Here is a 16034-nt window from a genome sequence, read left to right on the forward strand (position 1 = left end):
CGACGACCACTTAAGCTACCCTTTTTCGACCAACAGCCCGCAAGAGGGCGCGGCCCAGCGGGTGTTGGCGGTAAACACCACGTCACACACCACCAGCGAATAGTAACGGCGCACTTCTTCATCGACCCGTGCGCGCAGCGCATCTTGGTGAACGATGGTTAGATCGGGTTCCTCTGGCAATACCACATGCACCATCACATACAGCAGGCGGCCAGGGCGAACCATGCGCACGCGTACCTCTTGCGTGTCAGTGCCCGCCAGGGCATTCGCAACGGCGCGGCGGACGGGTGCTGCGATGGCCTCTTCCGGGGTCTTGTTAAGCAGTTCCTGCAGCGCTTGGGAAGCCATGCGCACCGGTACGCCCAAACACAGCACCACCACCGCAATCACCAATACCGCATCCACGTAGGGCAGAATGGCCTGCCAGCCCAGGTGTTCAAACAGCATCACCAGACAAAACGCCGCGAGTACGGCGGCAGAAATGACGCTGTTGACTAGCCAGTTGAGTTTGTCTGCCGCCACCAGGGGGCTACTGACATGGCGCTGGCTGTGGTGCATCACCCAGGCGGTAAGCGAGCAGGCCGCAGTGGCAAAAAGGGCGTAGATAACGGCAAGCCCAGCGGCAATGTCACGACCGCCTGTTAGTAGCGCAGCGACAGCATCCACCAGTGCAAAAATGGATACACCTAAAATCAGCAGCCCTTTGCAAAGATTGACCAGCGACTCGAAGTAGCTATAGCCAAAAGGGTAGGATTCGCTATCCGGGCGGCTGGCAAGCTTGCTGACTTTAATGGTTACGAGGGCAACGCTGAAATAGATCAGATTAAATAGCCCATCCAGTAAGATCGCTTGAGAGTTAGAGGCCAGCGTGGCCACGATGCCTGCACAGCCAATGAGCAGCGCCATAAAAGCGGAGAAGGCCAAGGTACTCGATTCTGTCTTCACGAACGTTTCTGCTCCAGTGTGCACACCGTATAAATAGCCGCTAAGCATAGCAAAATGTCTCTCACCCTGTTTTCTGACCAGACTGCCCAACGCCTTGTTTTGGACAGCACCGCCAGTTCTACTAACCTTAGAGCACATTTGATTGATTCACGTTAAGCCAAACAGGAGGGTGAGACGATGCCAATGCTGAGCGTAGGAACGGAGCAGGGCACGCCGGTAGAGCTTTATTACGAAGTACGTGGGGCAGGTAAGCCCGTGGTACTCATTCATGGCTGGCCACTCAGTGGCCGTTCATGGGAAAAACAGGTGCCAGCGCTCGTTGAGGCGGGCTATAAAGTCGTGACCTATGACCGCCGGGGATTTGGCTGGTCGACGCAGGCCGATGGCGGCTACGACTACGATACGCTCGCATCAGACCTTAAAAAGCTGATCGACACGCTGGATCTACACGATGCCACTCTAGTGGGCTTTTCCATGGGCGGCGGCGAAGTGGCCCGCTATCTCTCAAGCTACGGCGCTGGCCGGGTGAGTAAAGCCGTGTTTGCCGCTGCTGTGCCGCCTTACCTGTATAAAGCTGACGACAACCCCGAAGGTGGCCTGGACGATGCGACGATCAATCAGTTCCTGGAGGGAGTCAAAGGTGACCGTATCGCCTTCCTGGAGGAGTTTACCAAGAACTTCTTTGCTGCCGGTGAGCGCAGCGATTTAATCAGCGAACCGAATCGCCAGTACCATCGTGATATTGCCGCCTTTGCATCACCCCAAGCGACCTACGACTGCATCAAAGCCTTCAGCTACACCGATTTCCGCAAAGACTTGCCTAAGATCGATATTCCCACGCTAGTGCTGCACGGTGATGCAGACGGCATCGTGCCCTTTGAGGTAAGCGGCAAGCGGACCCAGGAGCTACTGCCCAACGCGAAGACGGAAGTGATCAAGGGTGGGCCGCATGGCCTGAATGCCACGCACCCAGATGCGTTTAATCAGGCGCTGATTCAGTTTATGAATGATTAGGGGTTGGATGAATAAGCATCTGGATGAATAACGTTTGAGAGTTACCGCCTGCTAACGACAACGCCGCCCTGAAGGCGGCGTTGTCGTTTTATCGGGCTAAATAACCACTTTACCCCTCAACCCACACCTCATCACCTTTAAATTCGATCTTCCAGGTGCGCAGTTTGACGCTTTCATCCTCCAGACACTGGCCATCTTCAAGACGGAAGTGTTGCTTGTAGATAGGCGAGGCGACTACTGGGGCGCCTTTAAGGTCGCCGACAATGCCTCGGGCGATTACGTTGGCGTTCGAGAAGGGGTCATGATGATCGAGAGCATAGAGTTCATCGCTCTGCCCTCGCAGCCCGGGCAAGTAGAAAATAGCGACCTGGGCGGGACCGTCGGCGGTTTCCAACCAAGCGGCGACGCCGGAGAACGCGACTAGGTCGGCTTTGGTGCAGGCTTTTTGCCATGCCTTACTGTTTTGAACATCCGCCATATCCATCTCTTTTTTCAGTGCCGTTGCGGTCATGGGTTGCCTCTTCTATAGCTATTCAAAAGCGTCAGTGAGAAGTAGTCTGGGCTGGCCGTGGCTGGCCGCGCTCGGAGGTCATAATGATTGACGGATCCGGACGGTCGTCGTTGACGAAGCTGCGGAAGCGCTTGAGTTTTTCCGGGTCGCTGATGGCGTCTGCCCATTCGCACTGGTAGGTGTCCACCACGGTTTGCATCTGACGCTCCAACTCGTCGTTGATACCCAGGCTATCTTCCAGAATCACCTCTTTGAGGTACTCCAGACCGCCATTGAGGTTTTCACGCCATACTGAGGTGCGTTGCAGCCGGTCAGCGGTGCGCACGTAAAACATCAAGAAGCGATCAATGGTGCGGTAGAGCTGCTCGTCGTCGAGATCCGTGGCGAACAGTTCGGCGTGGCGCGGGCGCATGCCGCCGTTACCGCACACGTAGAGGTTCCAGCCGTTTTCGGTGGCGATAATGCCAATGTCTTTGCTCTGGGCCTCGGCGCACTCGCGGGTGCAGCCGGAAACGCCGAATTTGATCTTGTGAGGGGAACGCAGGCCTTTGTATCGGTTCTCCAGCTGGATCGCCATGCCAACGCTATCCTGCACGCCGTAGCGGCACCAAGTGCTACCCACACAAGATTTCACCGTGCGAAGTGATTTGCCGTAGGCGTGGCCGGTCTCGAAGCCTGCTGCAATCAGTTCGCTCCAAATATCCGGCAGGTCTTCCAGCCGCGCGCCGAACAGGTCGATACGCTGGCCGCCCGTCACCTTGGAGTAGAGGCTATATTTGTTGGCCACTTCGCCCAGGGCGATCAGTTTGTCGGGTGTAATCTCGCCACCAGCCACACGCGGCACCACCGAGTAGGTGCCGTTTTTCTGCATGTTGGCCATGAAGGTGTCGTTGGTATCCTGCAATGGGATATGCGCCGCATCGGTGATCGGCTCGTTAAAGCAGGAGGCCAGAATAGAGCCCACGGCGGGTTTACAGATGTCGCAGCCCAGGCGGTAGGTGTCGGCGTTGCCGTGTTTTTCAATCAAGTCGGTGAAGGTTTTAATGCCCTCGACACGAACGATATCGTAAAGCCCCTGGCGGGTATGGGCGAAGTGCTCGCAAATCGATTTATCGACTTCCACACCGCGGGCTTCCAGCTCGTGATCTACCACGCTTTTAAGCAGCGCGGTGCAGCCGCCACAGCCAGTACTGGCCTTGGTAGCACCTTTGACACCCCCTAAATCTACCGCGCCGTCGTCAATCGTGGCGCAAATATCGCCCTTGGTAACGTTATGGCACGAGCAGATGGTGGCGGTTTCCGGCAGCGCACCGGGGCCGAGTGTGGGCGCGGCGCCGCTGCTTTGCGGAAGAATCAGCGAGGCGGGTTCAGCGGGCAGCTCAATACCGTTGGAATAGTACTGCAGCAGCGTGTCGTAAACGCCGTTGTCGCCGACCAGCATGGCGCCCAGTAGTCTTTTACCATCGCTGGAGACTACTAGCTTGCGGTACTCCTGCTTGATGGGATCCAGGTAGCGAAACATCCGCGCGCCGGGGTTCTGGTTACCGTGAGCATCGCCAATCGAGCCCACATCCACGCCCAGCAGCTTGAGCTTGGTACTCATGTCGGCGCCGCCAAACTGGATATCGCCTTCGGTTAGCGTCGACAGCGCCGTTTTGGCCATCTGGTAGCCCGGTGCTACCAGGCCAAAAATGCTCTGGTTCCATAGTGCGACTTCGCCAATTGCCAGAATGGCCGGGTCGTTGGTCAGGCACTGATTATCCACCACGATGCCACCGCGCTCACCAATCTCCAGGCCGCAGTCGCGGGCTAGCTGGTCGCGGGGGCGGATGCCGGCCGAGAAGACAATCAGGTCGGTTTCCAACACCTTGTCGTCCTGGAAGACCATGCGGTGACGGCTCGCCTCGCCATCTTCAATGCGCTGAGTGGCGCGCTCGGTGAGTACTTGTACGCCCAGGGCTTCGATTTTTTCCCGCAGCAGCTCGCCGCCTTCGTTATCTACCTGCATCGGCATTAGGCGTGAAGCGAATTCCACCACCGCCGTATCAAGATTCAAACCGCGTAGGGCGTTAGCCGCTTCCAAGCCGAGCAGGCCGCCGCCTACCACTACGCCAGTGGTGGCATTTTCGGCGGCAGCACGGATATCGTCTAAATCGTCCAGGGTGCGGTACACCAGGCAGCCATCGCGGTCATTACCAGGAATCGGCGGCACAAAGGGGAAGGAGCCGGTGGCCAGCACCAGGCGGTTATACGGGTAACGGCCTTGGTCGGTGACCACTTCCTGCGCGTTGCGGTCGATTTCGATTACGGCCTCGCCAGAGCGTAGTTCTACGCCGCTTACGTCGTAGTAATCCGCATCGCAAAGCGCCAGGGAGTCGGCATCACGGCCGCTGAAGTATTCAGATAAATGTACTCGGTCGTAGGCGCGGTGGCGCTCTTCGCCAAACACGGTGACCTGATAGCGCGCTAGGGCGCCGTTATCGACGAGCTGCTCGACCAAGTGGTGGCCGACCATGCCGTTGCCGATAATGATGAGCTGTTCAGGAGTAGTCATGTTCTGAGTAACGTCGTTAGTAACCATCGTTATGCCGCCTCTGAAGTAGGAAGATGAGAAGTGCCAGAATCGCCTTGGGCTGCCTGTAGGGCGCTAACGTCGGCGGCGCCAAAGAGCAGTGCCTGACGGCAGTTATTCAGGTTGCTACCTGCTAGCGCTTGCTCGAAGTACCAAGGGCCTTGGCTGGTGTCGCCGTAAAGCACCGCGCCCTCTATTTGACCGTCACGCAACAGCAGGCGGCGGTAGTCGCCGCGCTCAATATCGTGGTAGCTCAGCACTTCGTGCTCGGCGCTGGCCTCGGTGGGGCCAAAGGCGTAGAGCGCCACGCCGCTGATTTTAAGTTTGGTGGCGCTGGGGACATCCGTGTAGCCAAGGGTAGGCGTGCCACCTAGCCGGGCGGCGAGTACTTCCACCTGACGCCAGATCGGTTCCACCAAGCCATAAGTAGTGCCATCAAATTGGCAGCACTCGCCCAGCGCTGAGATCGCCGGGTCGCTGGTGGTGAGAAATTCATCCACCACGATAGCGCGCTCGGTGGTTAGGCCCGCTTGGTGGCCAAGGGCTGCGTTAGGCGTAATGCCCGCCGCGATAATGACGCTCGTGGCAGCCAGTTGGCGGCCATCATCAAGATGAATCTTGCTGACCTGTCCTTGGGCGTCGCCTTCTAGACGTGCTAACTGGGCGCTGGTAACAATCTTCAAGCCGCGCTGGGCCAGTTCGTTTTCAAGCAGATGTGAGGCGGTCGTATCCAGCTGGCGGTTCATTAGCCGTTCGCTGCGCTGGAGCACGCTGACGCTGATATCGTTGCCGCGCTTACGCAGCCCTTCGGCAGCTTCCAGGCCTAGCAGACCGCCGCCAATCACCACTGCCTCGCCTCCACGTTGAGCGATGTCGGTCAGCGCATCAGCATCTTGCAAGTCACGAAAGCCGTGCACGCCCGCCAGCTCAATACCGGGAACATCGGGCATCGCTGGGCGCGAGCCGGTAGCAAGCACTAGGTGGTCATAAGGCAGCGTGCGGCCGGTGTTGGTGACCACGGTTTGGCGGTCGCGATGAAGGGCGTCGACCTTTTCGCCAAGAATCAGCGTGACACCCTGGTCCTCGTACCACTGAGCATCGCGCAGAGTGAGTGCATCCTGATTCATCTCGCCAGCCAGCAGTGGCGAGAGCAGAATACGGTTATATGCAGGAGTTGGCTCGGCGCCAATCACCGTGATGTGTTGAGGGCGCGTGGGTAGTTTTACCAACGCCTCAATCAGGCGGTGGCTGGCCATACCGTTGCCAATAATCACCAGATGGTCATTGAGATGGTCATTGTGTGAGCACCGGGAAGTGGTTTCCATGGGTGGCTCCTCTGTGTCTTTGCGGCTTCTTGAGCACCAAACAAAAAACGCCCCTAACGCACCTTCCTTTCCACGATGTGTAGAAAAGGGGAGCATCAGGGGCGTCGTTGCCCGATAGCGTTGTTTAAAATCTATGCTTTAAACGCGCGGCAACCGCCATTGGCTGCCAGCTGATTAAAAACCTTACCGTGTATAAAGCAAGGAGCTAGCCAACTGGCTATTAATCACTTTTTTTTCAAGCATGTCAGGTGTTTAAGGAGTAAGGGAGGAGGTGCGGACGCGTCGCTGCTTGAGCAAGCTGCACAGCGATGGTGCGAAAAGGGAGGTGGCGTGCACTCTCACACGCCATTTAGCGTGGCCACAGTGCCAAAAAGAGCATTGCGTGATGCTCTTTTATTTTTTAACTATTTGTTTTTAATTAGTTAATTTTCAATAGGCCGGTTGTCGGCTTGGCTCTTGCAGATATCAAGGCAATAAGTGAGTTAACAAGGGATAAGCGCTCATTGTTTGGCGATGGCAGCGAACAACTCCAAAGCCGTTATTAGAAGAATAAGTAGCCGTTAGAAAAAATGTGTAGCTGTTAAAAATTTTGCAGTTGTTTGAAAAAAGTACTGCAAACCGTACTGCACCGAAGAAGGTGCGCTGTGGCAACGACGTCCAGCCCTCTTCTCTTAATGCGTTTATATAGCGCATTAGAGAACGGGACTGGGCGTTTTTTTATGCTTGGCGCTAATGAGGAATCCGAGGAGTAGCTATGACTCAGGCCAAAACCACATGCCCCTACTGCGGCGTCGGCTGCGGCGTGACGGCGACCATTGAAGCAGGCACGCTAAGCGCTGTAGAAGGCGACCGTGAACACCCTGCGAATTATGGTCGGCTGTGTGTGAAGGGTTCTGCGCTACATGAAACGTTGGGCGAGCAGGGCCGCCTGACGCATCCGCGTGTAGATGGCGTCGAGGTCTCCTGGGAGTCCGCACTGAGCATCACCGCTGAGCGTTTAAACGCTCAGCGGGCCGAGCATGGCAATCACAGCGTAGCGGCGTACCTGTCGGGGCAGCTCTTAACTGAAGATTACTATATCGCTAATAAGCTGTTTAAAGGCTTCTTGGGCACCCCTCATTTAGATACCAACTCGCGACTGTGCATGGCTTCTGCGGTCGCTGGCTATAAGCGTGCCTTCGGTGCAGATGCGGTGCCGTGCAACTACGAAGACTTGGAAGAGGCGGAGCTGGTCGTGCTGGTGGGCTCCAACTTGGCCTGGAACCATCCGGTGCTTTACCAACGCATTAAAGTTGCTAAAGAGCGCAACCCACTGATGCGCTTGGTCGTCATTGACCCGCGGGTGACCGATAGCTGCGAAATCGCTGACCTCTACCTGGGGATTAAACCGGGCAGCGATGCTTACCTATTTAATGGCCTGCTGGCGTGGATGGCAAAGCGTCGCAAGCTCGATACCCTCTATCTTGAGCGTCACACCGAAGGCGTTGAAGAGGCCCTGGCGGCAGCGCAACAAACCGCTGGCTCGGTGGCGGAAGTAGCGGCTGCCTGCGATGTCGACCCTGAGCGTCTGGAAACCTTCTACTACTGGTTTGCCAGCCAACTGCATGTGGTCACGCTCTATTCCCAGGGCGTTAACCAATCCGCCAGCGGCACCGATAAATGCAATGCGATTATTAACTGCCACCTAGCGGGCGGAAAAATCGGTTTGCCGGGGGCAGGGCCGTTCTCGATTACCGGTCAACCCAATGCCATGGGTGGGCGCGAAGTAGGCGGGCTGGCCAACCAGCTAGCTGCGCATATGGATTACCACACCCCCGGCGCCATTGATCTGGTCAGTCGCTTCTGGGCGACCGATAATCTCACGCCCATCCTGCCGGAAGGGCCGGGTTATAAAGCGGTGGAACTGTTTGAAGCCATTGAGCGAGGCGAGATAAAAGCGCTCTGGGTAATGGCCACCAATCCCGCGATTAGCCTGCCCGATGCCGCGCGAGTACGCGCTGCGCTGGAAAAATGCCCGCTGGTGATTGTCTCTGAGTGTGCCGCCCATACTGATTTGCTGCCTTATGCAGATATCGTGCTGCCAGCCTCGGGGTGGTCAGAAAAAGATGGCACCGTGACCAACTCCGAGCGGCGGATCTCCCGCCAGCGGGGGATGCTGCCACCCCCAGGGGAAGCTCACCATGATTGGTGGATCATCGCCGAAGTGGCCAAGCGGCTGGGGTTTGCCGAGGCGTTTGAATACTCGCACCCTTGGGAAATATTCGATGAACACGCCCGTCTGTCTGGCTTTGAAAATGGGCTAGCCGGCAGCCCGAAGCGGCTTTTCGATATCTCGGGCTTGGTGGGCCTGGGCCGGAAAGACTACGATGCCTTGGTGCCGGTTCAGTGGCCGGTGACGGCTCGAGCGCCGCAGGGAACCGCGCGCCTGTTTGAAGATGGTGAGTTTGCCACGGCCAATGGCCGTGCCAAACTGTTGGCGGTTAAGCCACAGGGCCCTGAACAATCGCTCAGCGCCGCCTATCCGCTGCGTTTAAACACCGGTCGAATCCGTGATCAGTGGCATACCATGACCCGTACTGCGCGCGCCCCGCGGCTGATGAATCACCGCGCGGAGCCGTTCATGGACGTGCATCCTGATGACGCTCAGGACGCCGGTGTGGTAGATCAAGGCTTGGCGGTGCTAAGCGCCGCAAAGGGTGAATTTCGTGCTCGGGTGCGGGTGTCCAATGCCCAGCGCCGCGGCGAGGTGTTTGTACCCATCCACTGGACTGACTGTTTTACCCAGCAGGCCAGAAGTAGCGCGCTAATCGGCAGCATCACAGATCCGCTCTCCGGGCAGCCGGAATCAAAGCACGGCGCCGTGGCGTTGGCCCCGCTTGCCACGGAGTGGCAGGCCACATTGTTAGTCGCCGATGGCGCCGCTGAGTTGACGCCGTGGTGCACCAGTGCTTATTGGACACTTATACCCATGCGCGGCTGCCAGCGCTGGCAACTTGCCCATACGCAGTCAGTTAACGATTGGTTGGCGCAGTTGAAAGAGTGGCTGCCTGGGGAAGTAGTGGTGGTCAGCCAAGACCCCACTAACGGCCGGCTGCGTGCCGCCTGTGTGGAAAATGGCAAGCTGCGCTGGTGGCTGATGGTTGGCCCACCCAAAGAGTTGCCAGGGCTGGCTTGGCTGGAAGCGCGTTTTAACGAGGCGGCGCTAAGCGATACCCACCGCCGCCGCTTATTAGCGGGCTGCGATGACGGCGCTGCTGATACTGGCCCCGTGGTGTGCAGCTGCCACCAGGTCGGCCAAACCACCATTGCCAACGCTATTCGTGCAGGCGATACCAGCGTAGAAGCGTTAGGCGCCAGACTTGCCTGCGGCACCCAATGCGGTAGCTGTATTCCTGAATTGAAATCACTGATTGAAGAGGAGCGGCCCAATGCGCGCACTAAGCAACCCATTGCTACTGAAGTGGTTTAACGCCTTTATGCGATTGTCGTCACCAGTGCGGTCGTCGTTGGGTCGCAAATGTGACACTGATTTACGCCTGCCGCTGCATGGCGAGTGCCACGCCGGTCAGGTCTATCTGGTCGGGGCAGGCAGTGGTGATGCGGAGCTGTTAACCCTCAAGGCCGCTCGGCTGTTAATGCAGGCAGATGCCGTGGTGTACGACCGCTTGGTGGGCGATGACGTGCTGGCGCTGATTCCCAACGGCAGCGAGCGCTACTACGTGGGCAAAGCCCGCGGCCACCACAGCGTACCGCAAGCGGAAATCGGTGAGCTGATGGTAAAACTCGCCCGCGAAGGGAAATCGGTAGTGCGCCTGAAAGGCGGCGACCCGGCGGTGTTTGCGCGCATGGGCGAGGAACTGGATGCCCTGGCCGCCGCCCAGGTGCCAGCCGCCATTGTGCCGGGAATTACCGCGGCCTCTGCCGCCGCGGCCTGCATGGGTATCCCGCTCACTGATCGTGGCCATGCGCAGCAGCTGCGCTTTGTTACCGCCCAGCTATGCCGCGAAGACGGCACGCCGGACTGGCAAGCACTGGCGCGCAAAGATGAAACCCTGGTGTTTTACATGGGGCTTTCCAAAGTGAGTGCAATTTGCCACGGCCTGCGTCAGGCGGGTCTGCCGGATGAGTGGCCCATCATGCTAGTTGCCAATGCCAGCCAGCCCGAACAGCAGTCGCTGGTGGGCTCACTTGAGGATATGCCCGAAAAACTCGCTGCCCACCCTCTGCCATCTCCCTGCTTGATTGTGGTGGGCAGCGTGGTGCAAAGGGTCGCCACATCGCCCGTTGAGCTAGCCGCCGTATGTCGTTCCAGCGAAGGTGCTCGTTAACCGATGGCAGCGCTGACCATTTCGCTAGGCCAGCACTCAGATAAAGGGCGCAAACCAAGCAATCAGGATTTTTATGGCGCTTACCTGCCCAATGAATCCCAGCGCGCCACCAAAGGCATCGCGATTGCGTTGGCGGACGGGATCAGCAGTAGCGAGGTGAGCCGAGAGGCAAGTGAAGCAGCGGTGGGCGGCTTTCTGACGGACTACTATGCGACCCCTGCCACCTGGGCGGTGAAAACCTCGGCCCAGCGGGTACTGCAGGCCACCAACGCATGGCTTTACGCCCAAACCCGACAAAGCCAGTACCGCTACGATCTTGACCGCGGCTATGTATGTACCTTGAGTGCGATGGTGATCAAGTCCACCACTGCGCATCTATTCCATGTCGGCGATAGCCGTATCTACCAGCTGGCGGGCAACACGCTGGAGCCGTTGACCGAGGACCACCGCTTCTGGGCGTCACGGGAAGTGAGTCATTTAAGCCGCGCCATGGGCGCTGGTCAGCATCTGGAGCTGGATTATCGTGCGGTATCGATTAGTGCAGGCGATGTGTTTGTACTCGCCACCGATGGGGTTTATGAGTGGCTGCCAGCGACCGAAATGGCGGCACTGATTCATGCCCACTGGAGCGATCTGGCCGCCGCCGCCGAGGCGATGATTACCGTGGCAATCGAGAACGGTAGCGATGATAATCTGACGGTGCAGATTGTACGCATTGAGACGCTGCCCGACGGCCGTGCGGATGAGCTTTATGCAGCACTTGGTGCGCTACCCCAGCCGCCGGAGCTGCGCGCAGGAAGCGAGCTGGATGGCTATCGTATCGTGCGCCCACTGCATGCCAGTAGCCGCAGCCATGTCTTCTTGGTAGAAGAGATATCAAGCGGCCATAAAGTGGCGCTCAAGACCCTTTCCACCGAGCTAAGCCAAGACCCGGCAAGCATTGAGCGGTTTGTGCGCGAAGAGTGGATTGCCCGCCGAATCGACAATGCCCACGTGCTAAAAGCCCCCGCGCAAGAACGCCCTCGCCACTACCTTTATACGGTGCTGGCATATATCGAAGGGCACACCCTGACCCAGTGGATGCACGATCACCCTAACGCCGACTTAGCCACTGTAAGACCTATCATTGAGCAGATCGCTAAAGGCCTTCGCGCTTTCCATCGCCTGGAAATGCTCCACCAGGATTTACGCCCCGACAACGTCATGATCGATAATCATGGCACAATAAAACTGATCGATTTTGGCGCCGCCAAAGTGGCTGGCATCGCCGAAGCAGCGGGCGAGGACCTTGCTGGCGGCGATATTTTAGGCACCGCCCAGTACACCGCACCGGAGTATTTTCTGGGCGAAGGTGGGTCGCCGCGTGCGGATCAATACTCCCTCGCCGTTATCACCTATCAGATGCTAACCGGCACGTTGCCCTATGGTACCGAAGTGGCTAAAACCCGCACTCCGGCGGCACAGCATAAACTTGCCTATCAATCGGCACTCAGCGAAAACCGTGAACTGCCCGCCTGGGTGGATGAGGTGCTCAAAAAAGCCTTGCACCCCAACCCTCACAAACGCTACCCAGCGCTGTCGGAGTTTATCTTTGAGCTGCGCTCGCCAAGCCCTGCAATGCTTAAGCGCGCCCAGTTACCACTGCTAGAACGTGACCCGGTACTGTTCTGGAAAGGTGTGTCGCTGGCGCTGGCGATAGTGGTTATCACTTTGTTATTGCGTTGACGGCGCTGCTGTTGGTCTGGAAACAACAGGCAACGGGGTTGAAGTGGGGCGGTTGCCACCCCATGTAGTTAACACGCTATCAATAGAAAAGGGCGTTAATGATGCAAAATGTAATGCCTAACCCCGGTTTCGGTACCTTTCGCCTGGAAGGCGAGACGCTCAAGCAGAGTATTCATGTGGCGCTTGAGGCGGGGTATCGGCACATCGATACCGCCCAGTTTTATGGTAACGAAGCGGATGTGGGAGCGGCGATTCGTGACAGCGACGTGCACCGCAGCGATATTTTTCTTACCACCAAGGTGTGGTTTGACAACCTGGAACCCGCCACTTTGAAGGCCAGCGTAGACGAAAGCCTTCAGAAGCTGGGCACAGGTTACGTTGATTTGTTATTGATTCACTGGCCGTCGCCCAATAATGAAGTGCCGATGGCAGATTATTTGACGGCGCTTAAAGAAGTCAAAGCAGAAGGTAAAGCGCACCATATCGGTATTTCCAATTTCACCTGCGAACAGGTGGACGAAGCGATTAGTATTCTGGGTAAAGGTGAAATTCTGACCAATCAGATCGAAGTTCACCCTTTTCTTCAAAACCGTAAATTAGTTGATCACTGCGAGCACCAAAATATTCAGGTGACCGCCTTTATGCCATTGGCAGTGGGCAAAGTAATGGAAGATCCGACTCTTCAGAAAATTGCCGACGCCCATGGCGTAACACCTGCGCAAATTACCTTGGCCTGGGTAAACCAGCGCAATATGATCACTATTCCGTCTTCCACCAAGGCGCGGAATATTCAAAGCAATATCGCTGCCTTTGATTTAGTGCTAAGCGACAGTGAAATGGCCGATATTGCCATGTTGGATCGCCAAGAGCGTATTGCTAACCCAGATTTCGCGCCCGCTTGGGATGAGTAAACTGATTGAATAAGTAACTCGGAATAGGCAAAACGTGGAACGCTAAAAATTAATAGCTGTCTTAACGGATGCTTGCCATTGGCAGGCATCCTTAAATTAGCGGAGAACATGATGAAACAGCGCAAGATTCAAGATAACGCGTTAAAAGCGCAGCTAAGAACGCCGATGTTTAAAATGCAGCAGCAAACCCCTAAAAAGGGTAAAGGGAGTTACACACGTAAAGGGCGTACCACTAATACAGGCGCTAAGCAGGGATATAGCCAAGCCGCTTGAGCCAAGTTTCTTGTATTGGTCGATTTGGCTATATCTCTGCCATTTTCTCTGACGATAAGACGCCCCAGTCACTCCCTGTGACCGAGGCGACAGCTACGCCAAACTACTCCCGCAATGTGGACACGTTTCATAAGCATCGCGAGTTTCAATCTGATGGCGTTGGTTGAACTGACTTGCCTCCTCTATACCGTGAATAGATACCAATTGGCCCTGCTCCCAGCGTAGGCCGATATCCTTTAGTACATGAGGGTCGTGTAAGCGCGGGTCTTCGTAAAGGCGCTGCTGAGTACGATAATGGTTAAAAGCATTAACCAGTTTGCGAATGATTGTTGCCATTGTCATGGGGTCGGTCTCCTTGGTTAGGAGGCCGGGCAACATCGCGGTCAGGAAGCATCAAAAGTAACGATAAAACACATGGCCGCGACACCTGCCGCGGCCAATTTTCTCAATACATCTCTGGCGCGCGATGACAATAAGCTGGTACCGCATTATTAATAATGCGATGCAGTTTATTCATTTGTGTAACGCGGATTTGCCAGCGCATGAGAAGGTCTCGTTAAAAGAAAAGAGCTACCTTAAAATGGTAGCTCTTTTCTTTTAACCGATGCTTATATGTGCGTCAACAGTAAAGTTAACGATAACCTTTCGCCTGAAGCTTAAATAGCTTTGCATAACGCCCATTAGTTTCCAGCAGCGCTTCATGGGTGCCACGTTCAATAATATGCCCTTGGTCGATCACTAAAATGAGATCAGCACTGCGTACTGTGGAGAAGCGGTGCGAGATCAGTATCGCCATCTTATCGCGGCTATGTTCGCGGAAGCGGGCGAAGACTTCAGCTTCAGCGGCGGCATCCATCGCTGCCGTGGGTTCATCAAGCACGATGATGTCGGCATTTTCGCGCATATAGGCACGGGAGAGGGCAATCTTCTGCCACTGACCGCCGGAGAGCTCCTGGCCATTTTTAAACCAGCGGCCCAGTTGGGTTTTGTAGCCATTCCCCATGCGGGTAATAAAGTCGTCCGCCATGCCGTGCCGTGCGGCTTGCTGCCAGCGCTGCTCATCGTCAAAGGCATGGGTATCGCCAACGCCAAGGTTCTCACCAACCTGTAGCTGATAGCGCACGAAGTCCTGAAAGATGACGCCGGTACGCTCACGTAGTGCTTGAGCGCTCCAGTCACGTAGGTCGCTACCGTCTAATAGAATGCGACCTTGAGTAGGTTGGTAGAGTCGCGTCAAAAGTTTGATCAGGGTGGTCTTGCCAGAGCCGTTTTCACCCACCAACGCCAAGCTTTGCCCAGGGGAGAGGTGCAGCGAAATATCGTGTAGAACCGGATCTTGGAGAACAGAATCGCCGCCAGGGTAAGAGAAACTAACATTCTCAAAGCGCAGCCCATCCCCAGGTTGTGCACCCTGAGTTAGCGTACCGTTTTCGGCCTCAACCGGTTGCTCCAGGTATTCATAAAGATTGGATAGATAAAGGTTATCTTCGTACATGCCGCTAATGGCGGTAAGACTGGCGGAAAGCGCCGCCTGGCCTTGCTTGAAAACCATTAAATACATGGTCATTTGACCCAACGTCAGTGCCCCTGCAATGGTTTCAATCACCACCCAGCCGTAGGCAGCGTAAAACGTTAAGGTGCCGAGCAATCCGAGCAGAAATCCCCAGCTTTCCCTGCGAAGGGTTAAACGACGATCTTCTGCAAACAGTTGGGTAAAAATATCGCGGTAGCGCTGCAGAAATAACCCTTCAAGACCAAACAGTTTGACCTCTTTAATGCTGTCTTCCCGTGCAAGTACTGTCTCTAAATAGATCTGCATACGGGTTTGGGGTGAGCGCCAGCGAAACAGCCGGAAGGCATCGCCCGAGAATTTGGCCTCCGAGATAAAGACCGGCAGGGCGCCAGCTACTAAAATCAGCAGTGCCCAAGGGGAAAACTGCACCAGCAGTACGCCAAAACTGCCCAGCGAGATCGCATTTTGTAGCAGCCCAAAGGTTTTATTCACCAGCGCAAGTGGGCGCGTAGAGGCCTCACGCCGTGCTCGCGTGAGCTGGTCGTAAAGCTCTGAATCCTCAAACTGGCTAAGTGACAGCGTGCCCGCTTTCTCCAGAATCATCACGTTGACCTTCTGACCCAGTAGCGCTCTTAACAGCGACTGCTGGGCCGAAAGGCCGCGCTGGGCCAGCGCAATTAATCCAATGATCAGCGCTTCAAACCCCACCAGTTTCAACACCGGCGTAATAGAAACCAGCAAATTGGGATCGTTGGCTTCGCGGTGTGTCTCCATGGCATTCACCACACCATCGACAATTAACTGCCCGACCCAGGCCGCCACCGCGGGCAGCACTCCCGCCACCAGGGTGCAGAGCGCTAACCCAAGCATCATCCAGCGGGAAGTTTCCCACACTAATCCAAGCGCGCGGCGGCTAT

The 16034-nt window shown here is 56.3% G+C and carries 12 protein-coding genes; 6 read left to right on the top strand and 6 right to left on the bottom strand.

The window, feature by feature from the left end:
• Nucleotides 1-15 precede the first annotated feature (15 nt).
• Nucleotides 16-945: a cation diffusion facilitator family transporter gene (locus tag CXF87_RS20645; protein WP_101148046.1), complete on the bottom strand. Its 930-nt coding sequence runs from the start codon at nucleotides 943-945 to the stop codon at nucleotides 16-18.
• A 177-nt stretch (nucleotides 946-1122) separates the two neighbouring features.
• Between CXF87_RS20645 and CXF87_RS20650 the strand changes: the two genes are divergently transcribed.
• Entirely contained in the window at nucleotides 1123-1959 is an 837-nt protein-coding gene (locus CXF87_RS20650) for an alpha/beta fold hydrolase (protein WP_101148026.1), read from the top strand.
• A 109-nt stretch (nucleotides 1960-2068) separates the two neighbouring features.
• On the opposite strand, the gene nirD is transcribed toward CXF87_RS20650, so the two are convergent.
• From nirD to CXF87_RS20665, 3 genes are read right to left on the bottom strand one after another with little or no spacing between them, the layout of a single operon-like run.
• Nucleotides 2069-2470, bottom strand: coding sequence for a nitrite reductase small subunit NirD (gene nirD, locus CXF87_RS20655; RefSeq protein ID WP_101148027.1), 402 nt, complete (start codon nucleotides 2468-2470; stop codon nucleotides 2069-2071).
• Nucleotides 2471-2501: 31 nt separating this feature from the next.
• Nucleotides 2502-5024, bottom strand: coding sequence for a nitrite reductase large subunit NirB (nirB, locus tag CXF87_RS20660; protein ID WP_101148047.1), 2523 nt, complete (start codon nucleotides 5022-5024; stop codon nucleotides 2502-2504).
• Nucleotides 5025-5053: 29 nt separating this feature from the next.
• Nucleotides 5054-6367 carry an NAD(P)/FAD-dependent oxidoreductase gene (locus tag CXF87_RS20665; protein ID WP_101148028.1) on the bottom strand — a complete coding sequence of 438 codons (1314 nt, stop codon included), beginning with the start codon at nucleotides 6365-6367 and terminating at the stop codon, nucleotides 5054-5056.
• 754 nt (nucleotides 6368-7121) lie between these two features.
• Here CXF87_RS20665 and CXF87_RS20670 point away from each other — a divergent pair.
• The 5 genes from CXF87_RS20670 (at nucleotide 7122) to arfA (ending at nucleotide 13604) form a co-directional block, all read left to right on the top strand.
• Nucleotides 7122-9836, top strand: a complete 2715-nt coding sequence (locus CXF87_RS20670; RefSeq protein WP_101148029.1) for a nitrate reductase — start codon at nucleotides 7122-7124, stop codon at nucleotides 9834-9836.
• Nucleotides 9796-10695 carry a uroporphyrinogen-III C-methyltransferase gene (gene cobA, locus CXF87_RS20675; protein WP_101148030.1) on the top strand — a complete coding sequence of 300 codons (900 nt, stop codon included), beginning with the start codon at nucleotides 9796-9798 and terminating at the stop codon, nucleotides 10693-10695. The genes CXF87_RS20670 and cobA overlap by 41 nt, the downstream gene beginning before the upstream one ends.
• A gap of 3 nt (nucleotides 10696-10698) precedes the next feature.
• Nucleotides 10699-12420, top strand: a complete 1722-nt coding sequence (locus CXF87_RS20680; protein WP_101148031.1) for a bifunctional protein-serine/threonine kinase/phosphatase — start codon at nucleotides 10699-10701, stop codon at nucleotides 12418-12420.
• A 101-nt stretch (nucleotides 12421-12521) separates the two neighbouring features.
• Nucleotides 12522-13331: a 2,5-didehydrogluconate reductase DkgB gene (gene dkgB, locus CXF87_RS20685; RefSeq protein WP_101148032.1), complete on the top strand. Its 810-nt coding sequence runs from the start codon at nucleotides 12522-12524 to the stop codon at nucleotides 13329-13331.
• Between the two features lie 108 nt (nucleotides 13332-13439).
• The gene (gene arfA / locus CXF87_RS20690; protein ID WP_232774981.1) at nucleotides 13440-13604 is read left to right on the top strand and encodes an alternative ribosome rescue factor ArfA; all 165 of its coding nucleotides are present in this window, start codon (nucleotides 13440-13442) and stop codon (nucleotides 13602-13604) included.
• Nucleotides 13605-13697: 93 nt separating this feature from the next.
• Here arfA and CXF87_RS20695 read toward each other — a convergent pair whose 3' ends face one another.
• Together CXF87_RS20695 and CXF87_RS20700 are read right to left on the bottom strand one after the other, a co-directional pair.
• Nucleotides 13698-13946: a hypothetical protein gene (locus CXF87_RS20695; RefSeq protein WP_101148034.1), complete on the bottom strand. Its 249-nt coding sequence runs from the start codon at nucleotides 13944-13946 to the stop codon at nucleotides 13698-13700.
• A 289-nt stretch (nucleotides 13947-14235) separates the two neighbouring features.
• Nucleotides 14236-16034: ABC transporter ATP-binding protein (locus CXF87_RS20700; RefSeq protein WP_232774982.1), on the bottom strand; the 1799-nt coding region annotated here is incomplete at its 5' end.

The sequence above is a fragment of the Halomonas sp. MES3-P3E genome (assembly GCF_002836035.1).
Taxonomy (GTDB): Bacteria; Pseudomonadota; Gammaproteobacteria; order Pseudomonadales; family Halomonadaceae; genus Vreelandella; species Vreelandella arctica.